This is a genomic window from Weizmannia sp. FSL K6-3076, from assembly GCF_038007245.1.
GTDB lineage: Bacteria > Bacillota > Bacilli > Bacillales > Bacillaceae_C > Weizmannia > Weizmannia faecalis.
Window position 1 is genome coordinate 956,725 of the sequence record NZ_JBBOWU010000001.1, and the last position, 21,327, is coordinate 978,051.

Genomic DNA, 21,327 nt, shown 5'->3' on the forward strand with positions numbered 1-21,327 from the left:
ACATGGAAGGAATAAGGGCGGCGGAAAAAGCCATACAGATTGCTTTTGATGGTTTGTATATCGGACTGCTGGCGGATTTTTCATCTGGTAATAAGATAGAAGATTTTAAAATAAAGGAAATCGAGGGGTAAAATGTGATCAGAAAAGCGAGTGTAATGTTTGTGCATAAGGATCAATATGAGGAATACAAGCGCCGGCATGACCATATCTGGCCGGAAATGTCAAAAGAATTAAAGGCGCACGGGGCCCGTAATTATTCGATTTTTTTGGATGAAGAAACGGGTCGGTTATTTGCTTATTTGGAAGTGGAAGATGAAGCGCTCTATGAAAAAATGGCAGATACAGAGATTTGCAGAAAATGGTGGGACTATATGGAACCGCTAATGGAAACCAATCCCGATAACAGCCCTGTGTCTGTTGCATTAAAGGAAGTTTTTCACCTGACCTAACAGCCATCCCATTCAGAACTCCAGCAGTTCACATTGTAAGCGATATCAAACCCTTCATAAAAATGATAACAGAAAGGCGGAGAAGAAATGGCGAGAATAGGAAGCAAAAGCACGACCGGCTGGAAAGCGACAATTTCGGTTGCCATGGCCAATTACATTGAAGCCGGTTCCATTATCGCAGCAGCCAGCAGTTTGACGCTCTGGCAGGCTTACCTGCACTTAAACAGCATTTCCGTGGGTTTGTTAAGCGCCCTCAGTGCCAACGCATTTGGCGCGGCAATCGGAGCACTGTTCGGCGGGTATTTAACCGATAAATACGGCAGAAAATTTATCTACACGTATGATTTGCTTGTATATATGCTTGGTGTGTTTTTGATTGCGGTTTCCGTCAACTTTCCGATGCTGTTAATCGGCACCATTATTACCGGGGTAGCCGTAGGAACAGGGGTGCCTGCTTCGTGGACATATATTGCGGAAGAAGCCCCGCATTCAAAGCGTGCGGCCCATGTAGGTACGGCGCAATTGGCATGGTCAACGGGGCCAATGATCACGTTTCTGCTCGCCGTTTTGCTTGCGCCGCTTGGCCTGCTCGGCAGCCGGATTATTTTCCTCCATCTATTAGTCATCGCATTCATCACTTGGTATATCCGCCAGGGGCTTGAAGAATCAGCCATCTGGAAAGAAGATAAAGAAAAAGAAAAAACCGACGCCCGGCTGGGGAAAAAATCAAGAAGCTCCTTGAAAGAATTATTTCGTTTAAAAGTAAACCGCCAGGCCCTCTTTTTACTGATCGGCATTTATCTATTCTGGAACTTAACGGCAGGGGCAATGGGGTACTTTATGCCCTATATTTACCAAAATGTTGGCGGCCTGACGAACGAACAGGCGAACTTGCTGCAAGCTTTCCTCTGGGCGTTAACGGTGCTGACAACCTATGTTGTCTTTATGAGGCTGGGTGACCGTTACAGCCGGCGTTTCCTCTTTGGTTTAGGGGCGGTGATGGGCATTGCCGCATGGCTTATTTTGACTTTTACAGGGATGAATTGGTTCTCCCTTTTTGCCTTTGTTATTCTCTGGGGAAGCGCTGCCGGATTCGGCGCCCAGGCGTTTTACGGCTTGTGGGCGAGCGAACTGTTTCCGACCCGGTACCGCGCGGGCGCACAAGGGTTCATTTATTTCCTCGTCCGGTTCGGAATTGCCATCTGGTCTTTTCTGCTTCCGACCATTATGGACACGCTCAGTTTTAAAGTAGCGGGAATTGTAATGATCGTATTCCTTGTCATCCATTGTATCATCGGAATCGCGCTCGCACCGTCTACACAAGGAAAAACGCTGGAAGAAATTGAAAAAGAACGGTTCGGGACCGTTCGGGACGGGGAAAAACGAGCCGTTACACCAACAACTGCAGCGGAACATTTGAATCAGTAAACCAAAAGGCACAAGTGCGGATCACACTTGTGCCTAAAAGATTATCTGTTTTTTGCCCGGCTGACCCTGAGTTCGGGCTGTTTGCTTCCGGCTGGCAACAACGTCATCAGCGAACCCGCGACGATCAGGATAATCCCGACCGTAACAGCCGGCGTAATCGCTTCTCTCAGAAAAATGAGGGCCAAAATTGGCGCCAGTGCAGGCTTAATAAAGAAAACCATCGAAGCCATTGATGCACTTGTTACATCCATCGCAAGGAAGTAAAACGCAAACCCGAGCCCGGTGACAAAAATGCCGATATAAATCAGGCTTGGCAGCGTATGCCATGCAATTCCGCGGAACACGGGCACATTTGCAAATACGCCGAGGCCAACGGAACGCAGCCAGCCCGCAACAAATCCAATTTTCGAAATCAATACAAGCGCAAGAATTTCAATGCTGCCGGTAAAAAAGCTCAAACAGGTTAAAATGACACCATCACATTTAAACTGCTGGCTGCCTTTTCTGCCGACAACACTGTAAAGCGCAAACGTAACCGCCGAAAGAAGCGCAACAATGATGCCAAATGGACTTTGGATTTCAAACGGGTTGACGATAAACAAAATGCCGACCAAGCTGATGCCCAATGCAACCAGCGTCCGCTTCGAAAGACGCTCTTTTAAAAGAAAATGGGCGAGCGGAATAACAAACAGCGGGTTGCAACTGAACAAAATCGCAACGGTGGAAGCTTTCGTATAAACAATGGCCAATTGGTAAAATGTCATGCTAATAACAACACATAAAAAGCCGGTTACAACAAAAAATAAAAAACTGTCCTTTGTCATGTGAAAATGATATTTTTTCATATGCTGAAACGCCAATGGCGACAATATAACCGCGCCAATAAAAAAGCGAAGCAGGTTCAATTGGATCGGATGAAACGTACCGGCAACCATTTTTATGGCAATTTCCATCGTGCTGAAAAATATAGCAGACAAAACAATGTATAAAATTCCTTTTTTCATGCTCATTACCTCGATCTCTTTCAAAATGTTTAAATGGTTATCCGGTCATCTGATGATCAACAAAAAACGGCAGCGCAAATTCCCCTATTCCAGTTTTATTCCATCTCTTATTATAATGCTCTTCCATTCATAAAGAAAAGGACAACTATGTGAACAATAGAACAAATTGGTGTCTGCCGCCTGAAGAATTCGTTTCCTTCTCCTTTCATCTTATTTTTCCTTCGATTTTCGCTTGTTTCCTGATGGATTTGTTTTGCAGAGGAACGAGAAAGCCCATGCAGCCCGCAACCCGGTTTCGGACTTGGGAGAGAAGTCCAGCGAATATGAACGATCACGAAAACTTGTAAGAATGGCGGAACTTTAAGTATCTGAAAGTGCCACCTTTTTGACGATCTGTTGAATCAATAGACAAAGAACAGCAAAAAACAAACAACATCATAGTTATATAAATTATGTTTGTTTTATTTGACACCCCAACATAGCCACATTAAAATAAAAGAAGAAACAAAAAATTTCAGATTGAAAGGCTGGGAGAGGATGAAAACGGCTACAAAAACATACCAAATGTATATTGACGGGGAATTTACAGACGCTGCTTCAAAAGAAACTTCCCAAGTTATAAACCCGGCAACAGAAGAAGTGATTTCCGAAGTCCCGAAAGCAACAATCGAGGATGTCAGAAGGGCAATCGATGCGGCAGAACGTGCCCAGAAATCATGGGAAAAATGTCCTTCTTCTGAACGGGCCAAATACTTAACTGCGATAGCACAGGAAATCCGCCGCAACGCCGATGCTTTGGCGCGCGTCATTTCAGAAGAAGTCGGAAAAACGCTGGAACTTTCCACAACCGAAGTCCATTTTACAGCCGATTATATCGACTACATGGCCGGCTGGGCGCGGCGGTACGAAGGGGAAATCGTGCCAAGCGACCGCCCGAAAGAAAACATTTTCGTCTACAAAGCCCCCATTGGCGTCATTGCTGGCATTTTGCCATGGAACTTCCCGTTTTTCCTCATCGCCCGTAAAGCAGCGCCGGCGCTGATTACCGGAAATACGATTGTGATCAAACCGAGCGGGGAATCGCCGAACAATGCGTTGGAATTTGCAAAAATCATTGACAAAATCGGCCTGCCGAAAGGGGTTATCAATATTGTCACAGGCAGCGGAAGCACGCTCGGGGATGAACTGTCCCGCAACCCGAAAGTTGGCATGGTCAGCCTTACCGGCAGTTACAGTGCAGGAGCGGCCGTGATGCGGGCAGCCGCGGACAATATTACAAAAGTTTCGCTTGAATTAGGCGGGAAAGCCCCGACGATTGTGATGGACGATGCCGATATCGATCTTGCTGTCAAATCGGTTGTTGAATCGCGTGTGATCAATACCGGGCAGGTTTGCAACTGCACAGAACGCGTATATGTTCAAGAAAGTGTCGCAGATGTGTTTATCAGCAAAATCGTCAAAGCCATGCAGGACGTCAAATTCGGTGACCCGCTTGCCGAAGAAGGGCTGGATATGGGGCCGCTTGTCAGCAAAAGCGCACTGGAAAGCGTCGATCAAATGGTGAAAAGAGCGGTTGAAGGCGGCGCCAAAGTGTTAACCGGCGGCAAACCGGCTGGCAGGGACAAAGGCTACTATTATGAGCCGACCGTGCTTGTCAATGTCGATAACACAATGGAAATCATGCGCGAGGAAATTTTCGGGCCGGTTCTCCCGATTGCGACGTTTAAAACACTTGATGAGGCGATTGAACTGGCAAATGACTGCCAATACGGCCTGACTTCTGCCATTTTCACTTCCAATGTAGACACAATGATGCGTGCCAGCAATGAATTGAAGTTTGGCGAAACGTATGTGAACCGTGAAAGCTTTGAAGCGATCCAGGGCTTCCACGCCGGCTGGAGAAAATCGGGCGTCGGCGGTGCAGACGGCAAACACGGCCTCAAAGAATACTTGCAAACGCATGTTGTATATGTACAATACAAATAATCAAAAGCGCCGGCCGGCAGCCGGCGTTTTTGATTATCGCAGTTTCTCAATTTCTTTCATGATTTTTTCAGCATCAAAGTCCGCACTTCCGTCAAAGTCTTTTATAAGCTCACCGTCTTTATTGACGACATAAAAACTCGTGCCGTGGACAACCTGGTCATTTCCATCCGATTTGGCGACCGGGTTTTTAAAATTTTTCATCGCAAACTTTTCAATTTTTTTCTGCGAATAGCCGGTAAGGAAATGCCACATGGAAAAATCGCTGTGAAATTGGTTGGCAAATTGTTTCAGCTTTTGCGGCGTATCCACTTCGGGGTCGATGCTGAAAGATACAAGCTCCACATCTTTGTAACCCGCTTTTTTAATTTTCTCCTGCAATTCGCTCATATGCATCGTCATCGGGGGGCAAACCGTTTTGCAGCTCGTAAAAATAAAGTCGGCCACCCATACTTTCCCTTTTAAATCGTCCAGACTGAAAGATTTCCCATCCTGGTCCGTAAATTGAAAGTGTTCAACCGGGTCCCCTTTTGGCGCACAGGAGGAAAGCGCCGGAAGCAAAAATACGAACAACACGAGAAGTGCAATCTTTCTCTTCAAATCAGCCTCCCCCTTTACGGATGTAAGCGTTATTTTGTATGATCATTATAACATGTATTTTCAGTATAAACGGTAAAAACAGAAAAAAGAGGGTGAAGTGGTGAAAAAGTGGATTCTGGCGGGCTTGTTCCTGATGGCCGTATCGCTCTTTGCCGGATGCGGAAAACAGGAGCAGGCGGCTGTAAAACCGGCGAAAATGGTAAAAGTGCAGCTCATCGTGCCCAAAACCGCTAACGCCGGCACAAGCATCCCGTTAAAGGCGGTTGTCACACAAGGAAAAGAAAAAGTAGACGATGCAGACGAAGTGAAGTTTGAAATTTGGAAGGAAAATTCGGATAAAAACAGCTCGATGCTGGAAGCGAAGCATGATCAGCACGGCATTTATACCGCAAAAACGGTCATCAAAGAACCCGGCACATATACGGTCCAGGTGCACGTGACAGCGCGGAAAATGCATGTCATGCCTAAAACCGCTTTATCCGTAAACTGAAAAACAACCGGGCAGCGTGAAGGCGTTTTTTATCTTTGCGCTGCCCTTTTTGTTATTCATGGCTTTTCACATGCAGGCAGTTCGGGCATGTATTGCCATAGCATTCCGACTGCTCATCGATTTTTTCACCGCATTCTGTGCAATATTTGTCAGGCAGGTTTTTGAAAAAGTCTAAAATATTTTGTACCATTTTCACGACTCCTTTGTTATATAACTGTTTATTATATTTTTAATTGTATTATAACAGTTTTTAAATGTCAATGGCGAAATGGTGAATTTTTTAGAAAAATAGAGAAAAGATCAAAGATTGCCCACGGGCATCCCTTGTTCTATAATGAAAATGAAAGGGATTGCTTTACATTTTGCATAAAGGAGGCGGCATTATGCTGTTTATTGATAATCAGGGCATTACCGACCCGCGCATCAACCTTGCCATCGAAGAGTATGCCCTGAAAAATCTCGATATCAATGAAACTTATTTACTTTTTTACATAAACCAGCCGTCGATTATTATCGGCCGCAACCAAAACACAATCGAAGAAATCAATACGGATTACGTGGATAAAAACGGCGTGATCGTCGTCCGCAGGCTCTCCGGCGGCGGCGCGGTGTACCATGATCTCGGCAACATCAATTTCAGTTTCATCACAAAAGATGACGGCGAGTCCTTCAGCAATTTCCGCAAATTTACCGATCCGGTTGTGCAGGCATTGCGCAAACTCGGTGTAAACGCAGAATTGAGCGGGCGCAATGACATTCAGGTTGGCGACCGGAAAATTTCGGGGAACGCGCAGTTTTCCACAAACGGGCGCATGTTCAGCCACGGCACGTTGATGCTCAATTCAGAACTTGATAAAGTTGCACAGGCTTTAAAGGTCAGAAAAGAAAAGATCGAATCAAAAGGGATCAAGTCAGTGAGGAGCCGCGTCGCCAACATCTCCGAATTTCTCGACCATCCAATCTCCATGTCGGCATTCAGGCAATTGCTTTTGGAAAGCATTTTCGGTGGCAAGGAAATACCGGAGTATAAGCTGACCGAAAAGGATTGGGAAAAAATCCGCCAAATTTCGAAAGAGCGGTACCAGACATGGGAATGGAACTATGGCAAATCGCCGAAATTCAATCTCCGGCATTCCCGGCGTTTTCCGGTGGGAACGGTCGATGTACGGCTTGAAGTGAACAAAGGGATCATCGAAAACTGCAAAATTTACGGCGATTTCTTCGGCATCGGGGAAGTAAAGGATATAGAAGAAAAGCTGGCCGGCTGCCGTTATGAGCGCGCCGGTATTGAAAAAGCGTTGGAAGGCATAGATATCCGGCATTATTTTGGCAACATAACGAAAGAAGATTTTATCAGCCTCATCTATTAAGAACGCGCAAATTCCCGGGTTCCAATGGCAATCCGGGAATTTGTATTGAAATATTTTAATTGTTTTTATATAATAAATGGGTAGAATGAATGATTGTTCACTCAGAAAGGGGAGGGAGAAATTGAATTTACCGTCCAGTTTAAAAAAGACGGCGGAAATGAACGCGGACAAAACAGCTTATATTTTTATGGATCAGCCTGTTACGTACAAGGAACTTGACACGGCCGTTTCAAAGTTTGCGGACGGGCTGAAAAAACTCGGGCTCAAAAAAGGGGATCATATGGCCCTTCTGCTTGGCAATTCACCGCAATTCATAATTGCCTTGTACGGGGCGATGCGGGCCGGCGTGACCACGATACCGGTCAACCCGATTTACACGCCGGAGGAAATTCGCTACATATTGGATAACGGCGATGTGAAAGCAGTCGTGGCGCTTGATTTATTTGTACCATATGTGGATAAGATCGATGCCCTGCTGCCGAAAGTGGAGCATTACATCATTTGTGAAACCGATCCGGCAAAAGCGGGAAAATATGCGCACCCAAAATTGAAATCGTTTTCACAAATACTGGCGGAAAGTTCGCCGTCCGTCGAAGAAGTGCCGCTTTCTGAAGGGGATACGGCGGTTATTTTGTATACGTCCGGAACGACCGGAAAGCCAAAGGGGGCGATGCTTACGCATAAAAATTTATATTCAAATGCGAGCGATATCGGCTCCTATTTGAAAATGAGCGCGGATGACCGGGTCATTACGGCTTTGCCGATGTTTCACGTTTTCTGCCTGTCGGTTGCTGTGAATGCGCCGCTCATCAGCGGGGCAACGCTGCTCATATTGCCGAAGTTCAGCCCGAAAGAAGTGTTCCGGGTGGCAAGCCGCTACAAAGCAACGATATTTGCCGGCGTGCCGACGATGTACAATTATTTGTTCCAATATGAAGGCGGGGATCCGAAAGACTTCGCCACGCTCAGGCTGTGCATATCCGGCGGCGCTTCGATGCCGGTTGCGCTTCTGAAAAACTTTGAAAAAAAATTCAATGTGCTCATTTCGGAAGGATACGGATTGTCAGAAGCCTCCCCGGTTACCTGCTTCAATCCGCTTGACCGCCCGCGCAAACCGGGATCGATCGGCACCAATATTGTCCATGTTGAAAATAAAGTCGTGGATGAGCTAGGAAATGAGGTGCCTGTCGGCGAAGTGGGCGAACTCGTTGTACGTGGTCCGAACGTGATGAAAGGGTACTATAAAATGCCGGAAGAAACGGCGGCTGCGATCCGGAACGGCTGGCTGCATACCGGGGACATGGCGAGAATGGATGAAGACGGTTACTTTTATATTGTAGACCGCAAGAAAGATATGGTCATTGTCGGTGGTTTTAATGTGTATCCGCGCGAAGTAGAAGAAGTGCTTTACGACCATCCGGATGTCGTGGAGGCAGCTGCAGTGGGCATCCCTGACCCCAATCAAGGGGAAGTCGTGAAAGTATATGTCGTATCGAAAAACAAAAATCTGACGGAACAGGCATTGCTCGATTATTGCAAAGAACGGCTTGCCAAATACAAAGTCCCGAAAGAAATTGAATTTCTGGATGAGCTTCCGAAAAACACAACCGGAAAAATTTTGCGCAGGTCTTTAAAAGAACAATTGCAAAAACAATCGGCCCGGCCATAAAAAATTGGGCTACGGAAAAGCCAAAGGCGCACGGTTTTCTGGAAAAATTGCAATATGGAAGTAGGGACTGCTGAAAACGATTAAAAAATCGGCGGTAAATGGCAAAAAACGCATGCAAAGCCAATCAGAATAAATCCGCCGCGGAACGGAAAACCGCTCGAAAAAGCCCGAAAGAAACGGCGGGACACCACCATTCATCGTGTCCCGCCGTTTTTTTATTGCATCTTTCTTGATAAACAACACTTTTTCAGTGCCCTTCTGAACGAAAAGCCAGATTTTTGGCATCTTGTTAGAAAAACAGACAAGGCGTATAATAGGAAAATATAAGAATATTGGATCATCATTTCAAAGCTGGGGGGATAAAAGTTGGAAGCAGCATCCATGGCGGAGGAAAAAACAGGCAGTTTTAAACCCGGGCTGCAGGCAGGCGCAAGCATTGCGATCGGATACTTTCCCATTGCCCTCACATTCGGCCTATTGTCTAAAACAACCGGCCTGACGCTGATAGAGACTGTGCTGATGAGCCTGATTGTTTATGCCGGCGCCAGCCAGTATATGGGTTTAAGTTTGATTGCTGCCGGCACAAGCCCGTTTGTCATTATCCTGACCACCTTTGTCGTCAACATCCGCCATTTTCTCATGACTGCCGCTTTGAGCCAAAAAGTGGAAGAACAAAGCAAATGGAAACGCGGATTGTTTGCGTTCGGCATTACGGATGAAACTTTCTCGGTGCTCGCCACACGGAACGGAAAAATACCGATCGGTTACGGATTTGGCGTCACTTTTATCGCTTATGCCAGTTGGGTAGTGAGCTCCGGGATCGGGTATATGATCGGAGCCAACCTGCCGCAATTTTTGCAGGCAAGCATGACGGTTGCCTTATATGCGATGTTTATTGGCCTCCTTGTCCCGTCTTTGAAAAAAAGTGTGAAAGTCCTTTTCCTTGCCTCTCTTTCAGCAGTGTTCAACAGCATTTTTACCGGTTACGGCGTCATGGAGGAAGGCTGGTCCATCATCGTCTCCACTTTGTTGTCGGCTGTTTTGGTTGAAATAGCAGAAACATACAAACGGAAAAAGCGGGTGGAAGAAAAATGAGCACCATTATCCTCGTCATTATCGGCATGGGCATCGTGACGTTTTTGCCGCGGATACTGCCCCTCGTCCTCTTGCAAAACAAAACGCTGCCGCCATTTTTGGAAGGCATTTTAAAAAATGTTCCGTATGCGATTTTAGGCGCCTTGATTTTTCCAAAAGTGTTTTTGATTCAAAAAGATCCGCTGTTCGGAGTGATCGGCGCGGGAACGGCCATCCTCCTCGCGTTCATCGGCGCGAATGTCATCATTGTCGTGCTCGGGGCGATTGCGGTGTTGAGCTTTTATTCTTTTCTGTTTTAAGGCAAAGCCGTATTGGCTGTTCTAAATGCCTTTTTCCTTGGCTACATATATAGAAGAGGACAAGGAAGGAGTGCATGTGGAGTGAAGATGAAGTGGGCGCTGCGGGCGATTGCGGCATACGTTTTGTTCGGCCTTTTGATGTACTGGTATTTGTTTTATTACGCCGATGCTGCTCTTCCCGCCCAATATAAAGGGACAGCCGCAGATCCCGCTACTTTTATGAGCGGCCGCCAATTGTTTCTAAGCGAAGCATACTCAAAAATCAGGAATCTGCTTTTTTTCCTGTCCGTGCCGTATGAGTGGCTGTTCTACTTTTTGGTGCTTGTGCTTGGCATTTCCAAAATGTTTGAAAAATGGGCAGCGGCAGTTTCACATATCCGCCTGATTCAAACCGCGGTTTATTTCTTTTGGTTTTCGCTTGCAGCCTTTTTGTTTACCTTTCCGTTCGATTATTTGTCCCATCGTTTTTCAAAAGCGTACGGCATTTCCGCCCAAAATTTTGCAGGATGGATGAAAGATGAACTGACCGATTTCTGGGTGAATTTTGCCATCATGTTTGCTGTCGTCGCAGTATTGTACGCCCTGATGAAAAAATTCCGGCGGAAATGGTGGCTCCCGGCCTGGCTGCTTTCCATTCCTTTTACGGTGTTTATGATGTTTATCCAGCCGGTCGTGATTGACCCGCTGTATAACGATTTTTATCCGTTAAAAGACAAGGCACTGGAGGCGAAAATTCTGGCGCTTGCGGAAAAAGCGCAAATTCCCGCTGACCATGTGTACGAAGTGAATATGTCGGAAAAAACAAACGCCCTGAATGCTTACGTCACCGGCATCGGCTCCAACTCAAGAATCGTGCTCTGGGACACGACCCTCAACCGTATGGATGATAAAGAAATTTTATTCGTGATGGCACACGAGATGGGGCATTATGTGGAAAAACATATATATTTCGGCATCGCGGGTTATATGTTGATGATGCTCATCGGGCTGTGGCTGGTTGCCAGGTGGATGAATGCGGTTGGGCGTTGGAAAGGAAGCGGGCGGTGGATGTCCGGGGTTTCCAGCATCAGCTCGCTGCCTTTATTTCTGCTTATTTCCTCAGTTCTGCTCTTTGCGTCGAGCCCGCTTACCAATTGGGCATCGCGCTATCAGGAAATGCGGGCGGACCGTTATGCCGTACAGATGACGCATGATAAAAAGTCCGGCATTGAAACGTTCCAAATTTTAACAAAAGCGGGTTTAAGCGAAGTCAATCCGCCGCTTCTCGTCAAAATATTTCGCTATGACCATCCGACAATACTGGAGCGGATCCGCATGCTGGAAGAATAAGGAATACTGAAAGTGCAGCAGGCGCGGCCTGTTCCGGGCAAAAATCTTTTGGCCGCGCCCTGCACCTGCCATTTTTATGCAAAAGAAAAGCCATGCAAACGGGCCGGGCCTGTTTGCATGGCCTGTATTTATCCAAATTGCAGGTTGATTTTTTTAAGTTCGTTCGTTAAATGCATGAACTGCTCCTCATCGCGGAGATCAAGTACATGGTCAATTTTTCTTAATAACTCTTCTCTTTTTTTGTTCAGCAGGATCTCATTCAGCAACATGTCCGTGTAAATGTGTTCCACAAATTTCTCCATCTGAATCCGGGACTTCGGGCTTTCTTTCGGCACGTCAGAGAAAGATTTTTTGTTTTCCATGTATGATCACCTTTTTCCGCTTTTTTTTATTATACAGAGCATTTCAATAAAAAGCAATGTAAAAATTGAATTTTTCTGAAACGGTAAATAAGGAAAAAAATGCATATTTTTAGAAAAACGACTAGAAATGTAGGAAATTTGTACTATAATAGAAAGTGAATTATGAGAAAAATAGAATGGGGGAATACTTTATGCAACATGGAGAATTGGACATTCATCCAAATACGATTGCGCTGATTCCTTGCCAGGAGGGAGGAGAAAAAGGGACAAAAATACTGGAAGTGGATCGGGAACGATTTGTGCCGGAACTTCACCTGAGTATCGTGAAAAAAAGCTGTCAATACTTTGGAAGCGATTACGAAGGAAGAAAAAATGCGACAAAAAGCTTGATTCATGTTCGGCACAAGCCGCCGATCCTCGTTGATCCTCATACAGCTACCATAATTTTTCCAACAAAATCGCCCAGCCAGCCGGACTGTATTTGGCTGATCTCCGGGCATATTAAAGACCACACCCCAGAAGGCAAAAAAACTGAAGTGATTTTTTCAAACAATCAATCACTCGTATTGCCAATCAGCTACGGTTCGTTTATTAACCAGTACCATAAAGCGGCTGCTTTGCAGGTTGCTTATGAACTCAATATCCGGCGCTCCCGCATGCAATTCATGAAACAGCAGGGGTACAGAGCGATGGAAGACAGCGGGCTGTATTGGATTTAAGCTTGGCAGGGGAGGGGGTCCCTGCCTTTTCGTCCAATAAAACGAACGCCTGCCCGAGAAATAAAAATGAAACATTGCGAACGGCAAGTCCGTATACAGGGGGTAGTGAAATTTGAGGAGGAATGGAAATGAACAACCACGATATTGATTTTAAACTGGTCGGGGATGACATGCAGTTTGTTGAAGTCGAGCTCGACCCGCAGGAGACCGTCATCGCTGAGGCCGGCAGCTTGATGATGATGGAAGACGGCATCCGGATGGAAACGATTTTTGGCGACGGATCGGGCAGCCAAGGCGGCATTATGGGAAAACTGTTCTCCGCAGGAAAACGGCTGATCACCGGTGAAAGTCTTTTTATGACCGCCTTTACGAACGAAGGCCGTGATAAAAAGCACGTAGCGTTTGCAGCGCCTTATCCGGGCAAAATTGTACCGATGGATTTAAGTGAACAAGGGGGGAAAATCATTTGCCAGAAAGATGCATTTTTGGCAGCGGCAAAAGGGGTTTCAGTTGGTGTTGAATTTCAGCGGAAACTTGGAACAGGGTTTTTCGGCGGGGAAGGATTTATTATGCAGAAGCTTGAGGGAGACGGCCTTGCCTTTATTCATGCAGGCGGCACGATCCAGAAACGCGAGCTCGCACCCGGCGAAACATTAAAGGTGGATACAGGCTGCCTTGTCGCCATGTCACGGACGATCGATTATGACATTGAATTTGTCAAAGGGATCAAAACAGCCCTGTTTGGGGGAGAGGGCCTGTTCTTTGCCACTTTACGCGGGCCGGGATCGGTCTGGGTGCAGTCGCTGCCGTTCAGCCGCCTGGCCAGCCGCGTATTTGCTGCAATGCCGGCAGCCGGTGGTTCGAAGGATGAAGGCAGCATGGCAAAAGGCTTGTTTAATTTGTTTAACGGGGATTAAGAGGTGTAAAAGCACTGCATTTTGCGGGACGTTTCCCGGAACAGGCAGTGCTTTTTTTTGGCATATGAAAAAATGATACGACCGGCCGGAAGCAGGGAGAGCGCTCCAATGGCGGTTGCGTGGCCCGGCCGGATGGGGAGGGCATCCGGATTGGTGGGAAGGACTTTTCCGGGGGCGGGAAAAGGCAGTATTTTACTTGGAAGCGGGGCATCCCCCGGCAGAAAAAACAGGAAGCATATTTTTTTGGCAAAAAGCTTGATTCATAGAAAAATATCCGTTACAATAAAAGAACAAATGTTCCTTGTCCGGCATGTTTCCGGATATGGAGCCAACTGAGCCCATCAAAAGGAAGTGAACCAATTGTCCCTTCGATTTATTACCGGGCGCCCCGGGACAGGAAAGACAGCTTTCATCCACCGTGAAATCAGGCAGAAACTGCTTGGCGATCCGGGCGGGGCACCGCTCATTTACCTTGTTCCGGAGCAAATGACTTTTTTATCAGAAACACGGCTTGCGCATGACCCTGAACTGGGCGGGATGATCCGCGCCCAGGTGTACAGTTTTACGCGCCTTGCCTGGAAAATATTGCAGGAAGTCGGCGGGATCAGCCGTACCCATGTATCGAGCAGCGGATTAAATATGCTCATTCGGAAAATTTTGGAAGACCAAAAAGAAGAACTGTCGGTTTTCACGCGGGCGGCGGATAAGACCGGCTTTATTGACAATGTCGAACGCATTCTGACTGAATTCAAACGATTTTGCGTTTCACCTGCACAGCTTCAGGAAAAACGTGCGTCAATCGGGGAAGCGGACGGGGAAAGAGTGCTTTCCGACAAGCTGCACGATTTGGAACGCGTATATCAGGCATATGAACAAAAGCTGGAAGGCAAATACATTGATTCGGAAGATTACTTAAGGCTGCTTGCTTCTGCCATTGAAAAATCCCGCTATCTGGACGATGCGGAAATTTATATAGACGGCTTCCATACTTTTAACCCGCAGGAATACCTGGTGATCGGGGAGCTCCTGAAAAAATGCCGCCGCGTTACGGTTGCGCTCACAACGGACAGGGCTTTCCGCGGGATGCAGCCGGATGATTTATACTTGTTCCGAATGCCGGGAGAAGCCTATGCACATATTTATGAACTGGCGCGCGCCTTTCAAATTGAAACGGAAGAAGACGTGGCGCTGTATGAACCGATCCGTTTCCGGCATGAAAGTTTGCGCTTTTTGCAGTCCCGGTTTGAAGAACTCCCGTTTCCTTCTTTTCCGGGGGAAAGCAGCATCGAAATCTGGCAGGCGAACAACCGGCGGGCAGAAATCGAAGGCGTTGCCCGTTCCATTCGTGAAGCGGTTATGGAAGGCAGCTGCCGCTATCGTGACATTGCCCTCCTTGTCCGCAACGGGGAGGCCTATCAGGATTTAATCGAAACGGTTTTTTACGATTATGATGTGCCGTATTTTATCGACAGAAAACGGCCGATGCTGAATCATCCGCTCATTGAACTGATCCGTTCGACTCTGGAAATCATTCGCGGCAACTGGCGTTATGAACCGGTTTTCCGTGCCATCAAAACAGAATTGCTGTTTCCGCCTGGAGATACCCGTATGCTGCGTGAAAAAATGGACCGGCTTGAAAACTATTGTCTGGCTTACGGCATCCAGGGAGAACGGTGGACGAGCAGAAAAAGATGGGAGTACCGGCGGATCCGCGGCCTTGAACTGGAAAACCTTCCGCAAACGGATGAGGAAAGAAAAATCGAACAGGAACTGAATGAACTCAGGCTTCTCGTCACGGCGCCGATTTTGCGCCTGTCGCGGCGTTTGAAGCGCGCCCGCACTGGAAAAGCGCTTTGTGAAGCGTTGTATCTTTATCTCGAAGAATTGGAGATTCCGGAAAAACTGGAAGCGCTCCGGCTTGAAAAGGAAGAAGCTGGGGATCTTGTCGCTGCCAGGGAACACGACCAGGCATGGGATGAAGTCATGGGCGTTTTGGATCAGTATGTTGAAATCCTTGGCGATGAACCTGCTGATGTTGGGAAATTCTCTGCCATTATGGAAACCGGGCTTGAGTCATTAAAATTTTCCATCGTTCCTCCGGCTTTGGACCAGGTGCTCGTGGCGAATCTGGAACAGTCCCGGCTGTCCGATGTCAAACTGGCGTTTATTATTGGGGTCAATGACGGGGTCATGCCGGCGAAAATTTCCGAAGATGGCGTTTTAAATGATGAAGAGCGTGAATATTTAAGACTTACCGGGCTTGAAATCATGCCCGGCAGCAAAAGGCGCCTGCTCGACGAAGAATTTATCTTTTACCGGGCATTGACGACACCGTCTGAAAAACTGGTTCTATCTTTTCCGCTTGCCGATGAAGAAGGGAAAGCATTGCTACCGTCCCCGTTCATCAACCGGATAGAGGACATGTTCCCGGCCCGCGGCGGCGCATTATGGGTGAATGACCCGGCGGAACTGGAAGAGAAACAGCAAGCCGCATACATTTCCCATCCGGCGGCTGCCATTGCTTTTGTCACTTCGCAGCTGCAGTTGAAAAAAAGAGGGTATCCGATGGCCGACTTCTGGTGGGATACGTATAACTTTTATATGGAGAACCCGGAATGGAAAAATCGGGCAGCCCATGCTTTTTCCAGTTTGTTTTACCAAAACAAAGCCCGGAAGCTCTCCGAAAAAACGAGCCGGGAACTGTACGGCGACCATATCCTTGCCAGCGTATCGAGAATGGAGCAGTTTTTCACCTGCCCGTTTTCCCATTTTTCGACATACGGGCTGAGGCTGCGGGAACGGGATGTGTTCCGCCTTGATGCGCCGAATATCGGGGATCTTTTCCACGGTGCATTGAAATGGATTTCCGACACACTGCAGCGCGAAGGCATTCCGTGGTCAGAGATCACAAAACAGCAAAGCATGGAGCTGGCAAAAGCGGCTGTGGACGACCTTGCCCCGAAATTGCAGCATCAAATCCTGCTCAGTTCAAAACGCTACCAATATATTAAAAGGAAACTGGAACAGGTTGTCGGAAGGGCTTCTTATATTTTAAGCGTCCACGCGAAACGGAGCGGCTTTGAACCGGTCGCGATGGAACTCGCTTTCGGGCCGAAAAAAGAGCTACCGCCACTTTCGTTTACATTGAAAAACGGGGCGAAAATGGAGCTGCAGGGCCGGATTGACCGCGTCGACAAGGCGGAAAGTGAAAACGGTGTGTACGTCAGGATCATCGATTACAAATCAAGTGCGCACAAGCTCGATTTGACAAATGTGTATTACGGTCTTGACCTGCAAATGCTCACCTATCTGGATCTCATTATGACGTATTCGAAACAGCTGACAGGGGAAGAAACGATCCCGGCAGGCGTTTTGTATTTCCATCTTCATGACCCGCTGATTTCGGCGGAAAAAATGTTGACGACTGAAGAAATTGAAGAAGAAATTTTAAAAGACTTCCGGATGCGGGGGCTATTGCTGGACAGCCCGGAAGTGATCACATTGATGGACCGGTCGCTTGAATCCGGCAACAGTGCGATTGTGTCGGCAGGTTTGAAAAAGGACGGCCAATTAACGGCTCGGTCCGAAGTGGCAAGCAAAGAAGACTTTGAAGCGATCCGCAGCTATGTGCGCAATATTTACACAGAGGCTGGTAATGCGATCCTGTCCGGTACGACGGATATCGCGCCATATAAAATAAAAAAACAGGCGGCGTGCACATTCTGCCCGTTCCGTTCGGTCTGCCAGTTTGACCAGTCGATGGAAGAAAACAATTACCGCCTTATTCACCCGGAAAAACCGGAAGAAGTCCTCGCCAAAATGAGAAAGGAGCGCAGAACAGATGAAAACAGCCATTCCGGATAAACCGGCGAATGCCGTCTGGACGGATGACCAATGGAAAGCCGTCATGGCAAAAGGGCAGGACATCCTTGTCGCAGCGGCTGCCGGTTCAGGAAAAACAGCCGTGCTCGTGGAAAGGATTATCCAAAAAATATTGGATGAACACGATCCGCTCGATATTGATGAACTGCTCATTGTCACCTTTACCAATGCTGCGGCTGCGGAAATGCGCCATCGCATCGGTAAAGCGATCGAGGAGGCGATCAGCAGCCGCCCGGATTCGCATCATTTACGGAAACAGCTGAGCCTGCTGAATAAAGCGCCGATTTCCACGCTGCACGCTTTCTGCCTTGAAGTGATCCGAAAATATTATTATTTGATTGACATCGACCCCGGATTCAGGATCGCTGATGATACAGAAGCCGAACTTCTGCGCGATGAAGTGCTGGATGACCTCTTTGAAACGGAGTATGCGAAAGCGGGAAATGACCTGTTTTACCGCACAGTCGATACATTCTCAAACGACCGCAGTGATGACGAGCTCCAGCATCTGATCCGGAAGCTTTACGATTTTTCCCGTTCCCACCCGGATCCGTCTGCATGGCTCGATAAAATGGTCGAGCTGTATGATGCCGGGGATGTGGAAGAGGTGGACAGCCTGCCGTTTATGGCAGCGGTGAAAGCTGATATTCACCTCCAGCTGCAGGCTGCAAAAGACATGCTGGAGGAAGCGTATGGACTCGCCTTAGAGCCGGGCGGGCCTGCGCCGAGGGCGGAAAATTATCTCAATGACATGAAGATTACAGACAGATTGCTTGCGGCAATTCACGGTCCATGGCAGGGGCTTTATGAAGAAATGAATGCATGGCAGTTTACACGCGCCAAAGCGTGCAAAGGGGATGCATATGAAGCGGAACTCGTCAAAGCAGCCGATGATTTGCGGAAATCTGCAAAGAAAACACTTGAAGATTTAAAAAAAGACTTTTTCTCAAGGAAGCCGGCATCGTTCCTGAAAGACATGCAGGAAATGCGGCCGGTGATTGCGGAACTTAGAACGCTCGTCAAAAAATTTGCAGAGGCTTATGGCGCGGTAAAAGCGGAAAAAGGGATCGTTGATTTTTCGGACTTGGAGCATTTTTGCCTGGACATTCTTGCTGAAAAAAATGAAGATGGCAGCCTCACCCCGTCAGAAGTGGCCAAAGCTTACCAGCAGCAATTTAAAGAAGTGCTGATTGATGAATTTCAGGATGTCAACATGGTACAGGAAACGATTATGAACCTTGTGGCAAAAGGGGCGGGATTTGACGGCAACCGGTTTATGGTTGGAGACGTGAAACAAAGCATCTACCGGTTCCGGCTTGCTGAACCGAACCTGTTTTTAAAAAAGTACCGGGATTTTGATCCGGAAGGCCGGGATACAGGTCTCAGAATCGACTTGTCGAAAAACTTCCGCAGCCGCAAAGAAATTCTCGACGGTACGAATTTTATTTTTAAACAAATCATGGGCCTAAAGGTGGGCGAGATGGCATATGACAGCCAGGCTGCACTTGTGGCAGGCGCCTCTTATCCGGAAAGGGATCATCCGGTCAAAGTGGCATTGATTGACCAGGCCGATGAAGCGATTGAAGAAGACATTTCGGATGAAGAAACGCTGGACCGGGCCGAACTGGAACAATCCCAGCTTGAAGCCCGTTACCTTGCCCGTGAAATAAAAAAACTGATCGACGAAGAACAGGTTTACAATCCGAAGACCGGCACATTCCGCCCGATCCGGTACAAAGATATCGTTATCCTGATGCGTTCCATGGCATGGGCGCCGACCATAATGGAAGAATTGAAACAGGCGGGCATCCCGTTGTACACCGAACTTTCAACTGGATATTTTGACGCGACGGAAGTATCCACCATGCTTTCTTTATTAAAGGTAATTGACAACCCGTATCAGGACATTCCGCTTGCAGTCGTGCTCCGTTCCCCGATTGTCGGGCTCGATGAAGAAGCGCTTGCCCTTATCCGCATTCATGAAAAGCGGGGTCCGTATTATGAAGCGGTGAAAAAATTTATAGCAGACCGGCCGGATCCTGAGGAAGAAGAAGCGTATGAGAAAGTGTCCAGATTCATGGAAAAATTGTCGGTGTGGCGGTCTGTTGCAAGGCAGGGGGATTTGTCCTCCCTCATTTGGCAGCTTTACCGGGATACGCAGTTTTATGACTTTGCCGGCGGACTGCCTGGAGGAAAGCAGCGGCAGGCCAATTTGCGGGCTTTGTATGACCGGGCGCGGCAATATGAAGAAACATCTTTCAGGGGGCTGTTCCGGTTTTTGCGCTTTATCGAACGCATGCAGGAGCGCGGGGATGACCTCGGAACAGCGAGAGCATTGAGCGAACAGGAAGATGTCGTCCGCCTGATGACCATCCATGCAAGCAAAGGGCTCGAGTTCCCTGTCGTGTTCGTGGCCGGTCTCAACAGGAAATTTAATATGCGCGATATCAACCAGGCGTTTCTTCTTGATAAAGATTTCGGGTTCGCCTCAAAGTATATTCATCCGGAAAAACGGATCACATACCCGTCTTTGCCGCAGCTTGCTTTTAAAAGAAAGAAAAAGCTGGAAATGCTGGCTGAAGAAATGCGCGTCTTGTATGTCGCGCTCACAAGGGCAAAAGAAAAACTGTATTTGGTCGGAACGGTGAAAAATCTTGGCAAGCGCCTGGAAAAATGGGGGAAAACGAAGCGACAGGAAGACTGGCTGTTGCCAGACCATGTGCGCGCAGCGGCCGGCACTTATTTGGACTGGATCATTCCTTCGCTCAGCAGGCATGCGGACGGAACCGTGCTTTTCGGGAGTGACGGCCGGGTGGTGCTGGATGACCCGTCCAAATGGCAGATCGCCGTTTTGCCGAAAGAACAGTTTGCCGATATCCAGGAACCGGAACAAGTTGGGGAAGCGGACTGGCAGCATCAAGTGAAAGCCGGCCTCCCGGTTGCGGCGGAATCCGCTTATAAAGCACAGGTTTTCGGGCGCTTAAGCTTCCGGTACAGCAATGAGCCGGCAACATTCCGGCGTGCCAAACAATCGGTATCTGAATTGAAACGGATGCATGAAGAGCATGACGAAACGAATGGCACCCGGTTTATTCCGAATGCGGAAAAACATATCTTTGACCGTCCCCGTTTTATGCAGGAAAAATCGATTACGCCGGCTGAACGCGGGACAGCGATGCATATGGTAATGCAGCATATTCCGTTTGATGCGCCGCCGACTTATGCTTCCGTTGAGGCGCTGGTTGAAGAGATGGTGAAACAGGAGCTGCTCACGGAAGAACAGGCGGATGCCATTGCGGCTGAACAGCTTGTCCGCTTTTTTGAAACGGATATCGGCCGCCGTATCCTGGCAGCAGGCCGAGTGATGAGGGAAATGCCGTTCAGTTTGTCCGTTCCCGCAGCAGAAATTTACCGGGATGCATCCCTTGCGGAAGAACGTGTTCTTATTCAGGGCATATTTGATTGCGTGGCAGAGGAAAAAGACGGCCTCGTATTGCTCGATTTTAAGACAGACAATATCCACGGCAGGTTTAAAGGCGGATTTGAAGAAGCAGAGCCTGTCCTACGCAAACGTTATGAAGTCCAGCTTGCCCTTTATTCAAGGGCGCTGGAAACCATTTTAAAGAAAAAGGTAAAAGCGCAATACTTGTATTTCTTTGATGGCGGGCATCTTCTCGAAATCCAATCATAAATGGGCCCTCCTTTAAGGGAGCCCATTCTTGCCATAGCTA

General features: G+C 47.7%; 17 protein-coding genes. 13 read left to right on the forward strand and 4 right to left on the reverse strand.

The genetic code is table 11. From position 1 onward, the window contains the following. The first annotated feature begins 134 nt into the window (after window positions 1–134). Both rhaM and NSS95_RS04240 read left to right on the forward strand, forming a co-directional pair. On the forward strand, window positions 135–449 hold the full coding sequence (gene rhaM / locus NSS95_RS04235; RefSeq protein WP_014095778.1) for an L-rhamnose mutarotase: 315 nt from the start codon (window positions 135–137) through the stop codon (window positions 447–449). Between the two features lie 87 nt (window positions 450–536). Further along, window positions 537–1,877 carry an MFS transporter gene (locus NSS95_RS04240; protein ID WP_014095777.1) on the forward strand — a complete coding sequence of 447 codons (1,341 nt, stop codon included), beginning with the start codon at window positions 537–539 and terminating at the stop codon, window positions 1,875–1,877. 41 nt (window positions 1,878–1,918) lie between these two features. Here NSS95_RS04240 and NSS95_RS04245 read toward each other — a convergent pair whose 3' ends face one another. Beyond that, window positions 1,919–2,887, reverse strand: a complete 969-nt coding sequence (locus NSS95_RS04245) for a DMT family transporter (protein ID WP_026683738.1) — start codon at window positions 2,885–2,887, stop codon at window positions 1,919–1,921. A gap of 531 nt (window positions 2,888–3,418) precedes the next feature. Here NSS95_RS04245 and aldA point away from each other — a divergent pair. Beyond that, window positions 3,419–4,867 (forward strand): aldehyde dehydrogenase, encoded by a 1,449-nt coding sequence (gene aldA / locus NSS95_RS04250; RefSeq protein ID WP_340713806.1) that lies wholly within the window; start codon window positions 3,419–3,421, stop codon window positions 4,865–4,867. 33 nt (window positions 4,868–4,900) lie between these two features. On the opposite strand, the gene NSS95_RS04255 is transcribed toward aldA, so the two are convergent. Continuing rightward, the gene (locus tag NSS95_RS04255; protein WP_326244229.1) at window positions 4,901–5,464 is read right to left on the reverse strand and encodes an SCO family protein; all 564 of its coding nucleotides are present in this window, start codon (window positions 5,462–5,464) and stop codon (window positions 4,901–4,903) included. 100 nt (window positions 5,465–5,564) lie between these two features. Here NSS95_RS04255 and NSS95_RS04260 point away from each other — a divergent pair, with 100 nt between their 5' ends. Further along, window positions 5,565–5,954, forward strand: a complete 390-nt coding sequence (locus NSS95_RS04260) for a FixH family protein (RefSeq protein ID WP_035182088.1) — start codon at window positions 5,565–5,567, stop codon at window positions 5,952–5,954. Window positions 5,955–6,006: 52 nt separating this feature from the next. Here NSS95_RS04260 and yhfH read toward each other — a convergent pair whose 3' ends face one another. After that, entirely contained in the window at window positions 6,007–6,144 is a 138-nt protein-coding gene (yhfH, locus tag NSS95_RS04265) for a protein YhfH (RefSeq protein ID WP_014095772.1), read from the reverse strand. Window positions 6,145–6,337: 193 nt separating this feature from the next. Here yhfH and NSS95_RS04270 point away from each other — a divergent pair, with 193 nt between their 5' ends. The 5 genes from NSS95_RS04270 to NSS95_RS04290 all read left to right on the forward strand — a co-directional run bounded on the left by NSS95_RS04270 (window position 6,338) and on the right by NSS95_RS04290 (window position 11,716). After that, on the forward strand, window positions 6,338–7,324 hold the full coding sequence (locus NSS95_RS04270) for a lipoate--protein ligase (RefSeq protein WP_017550211.1): 987 nt from the start codon (window positions 6,338–6,340) through the stop codon (window positions 7,322–7,324). 121 nt (window positions 7,325–7,445) lie between these two features. Then, a complete protein-coding gene (locus NSS95_RS04275; RefSeq protein WP_340713807.1) occupies window positions 7,446–8,993 on the forward strand; it encodes a fatty acid--CoA ligase family protein in 1,548 nt (515 codons plus the stop codon). 366 nt (window positions 8,994–9,359) lie between these two features. Next, window positions 9,360–10,088 (forward strand): AzlC family ABC transporter permease, encoded by a 729-nt coding sequence (locus NSS95_RS04280; protein WP_431521933.1) that lies wholly within the window; start codon window positions 9,360–9,362, stop codon window positions 10,086–10,088. Beyond that, complete coding sequence (locus NSS95_RS04285; RefSeq protein ID WP_019721792.1) at window positions 10,085–10,387, forward strand: AzlD domain-containing protein; 303 nt, start codon at window positions 10,085–10,087, stop codon at window positions 10,385–10,387. Before NSS95_RS04280 ends, NSS95_RS04285 begins: the two co-directional genes overlap by 4 nt. Window positions 10,388–10,468: 81 nt before the next feature. After that, window positions 10,469–11,716 (forward strand): M48 family metallopeptidase, encoded by a 1,248-nt coding sequence (locus NSS95_RS04290; protein WP_340713808.1) that lies wholly within the window; start codon window positions 10,469–10,471, stop codon window positions 11,714–11,716. Window positions 11,717–11,844: 128 nt separating this feature from the next. Here NSS95_RS04290 and NSS95_RS04295 read toward each other — a convergent pair whose 3' ends face one another. Next, window positions 11,845–12,078: an IDEAL domain-containing protein gene (locus NSS95_RS04295; protein WP_013858750.1), complete on the reverse strand. Its 234-nt coding sequence runs from the start codon at window positions 12,076–12,078 to the stop codon at window positions 11,845–11,847. Window positions 12,079–12,269: 191 nt separating this feature from the next. Between NSS95_RS04295 and NSS95_RS04300 the strand changes: the two genes are divergently transcribed. The 4 genes from NSS95_RS04300 to addA all read left to right on the forward strand — a co-directional run bounded on the left by NSS95_RS04300 (window position 12,270) and on the right by addA (window position 21,287). Then, window positions 12,270–12,797, forward strand: coding sequence for a competence protein ComK (locus NSS95_RS04300; RefSeq protein ID WP_014095765.1), 528 nt, complete (start codon window positions 12,270–12,272; stop codon window positions 12,795–12,797). Window positions 12,798–12,925: 128 nt separating this feature from the next. Further along, a complete protein-coding gene (locus NSS95_RS04305) occupies window positions 12,926–13,714 on the forward strand; it encodes a TIGR00266 family protein (protein WP_014095764.1) in 789 nt (262 codons plus the stop codon). Between the two features lie 360 nt (window positions 13,715–14,074). Beyond that, window positions 14,075–17,578 (forward strand): helicase-exonuclease AddAB subunit AddB, encoded by a 3,504-nt coding sequence (addB, locus tag NSS95_RS04310; RefSeq protein WP_104851309.1) that lies wholly within the window; start codon window positions 14,075–14,077, stop codon window positions 17,576–17,578. Further along, window positions 17,556–21,287, forward strand: coding sequence for a helicase-exonuclease AddAB subunit AddA (gene addA / locus NSS95_RS04315; protein ID WP_340713809.1), 3,732 nt, complete (start codon window positions 17,556–17,558; stop codon window positions 21,285–21,287). Before addB ends, addA begins: the two co-directional genes overlap by 23 nt. The last annotated feature ends 40 nt before the right edge of the window (window positions 21,288–21,327 follow it).

What these genes read in the sequence shown, in the direction of transcription:
- NSS95_RS04240 (WP_014095777.1), top strand. Translation starts at nt 537, where the DNA reads ATGGCGAGAATAGGAAGCAAAAGCACGACCGGCTGGAAAGCGACAATT.
- NSS95_RS04245 (WP_026683738.1), bottom strand. Translation starts at nt 2,887, where the DNA reads ATGAGCATGAAAAAAGGAATTTTATACATTGTTTTGTCTGCTATATTT.
- aldA (WP_340713806.1), top strand. Translation starts at nt 3,419, where the DNA reads ATGAAAACGGCTACAAAAACATACCAAATGTATATTGACGGGGAATTT.
- yhfH (WP_014095772.1), bottom strand. Translation starts at nt 6,144, where the DNA reads ATGGTACAAAATATTTTAGACTTTTTCAAAAACCTGCCTGACAAATAT.
- NSS95_RS04270 (WP_017550211.1), top strand. Translation starts at nt 6,338, where the DNA reads ATGCTGTTTATTGATAATCAGGGCATTACCGACCCGCGCATCAACCTT.
- NSS95_RS04285 (WP_019721792.1), top strand. Translation starts at nt 10,085, where the DNA reads ATGAGCACCATTATCCTCGTCATTATCGGCATGGGCATCGTGACGTTT.
- NSS95_RS04295 (WP_013858750.1), bottom strand. Translation starts at nt 12,078, where the DNA reads ATGGAAAACAAAAAATCTTTCTCTGACGTGCCGAAAGAAAGCCCGAAG.
- NSS95_RS04300 (WP_014095765.1), top strand. Translation starts at nt 12,270, where the DNA reads ATGCAACATGGAGAATTGGACATTCATCCAAATACGATTGCGCTGATT.
- NSS95_RS04305 (WP_014095764.1), top strand. Translation starts at nt 12,926, where the DNA reads ATGAACAACCACGATATTGATTTTAAACTGGTCGGGGATGACATGCAG.
- addA (WP_340713809.1), top strand. Translation starts at nt 17,556, where the DNA reads ATGAAAACAGCCATTCCGGATAAACCGGCGAATGCCGTCTGGACGGAT.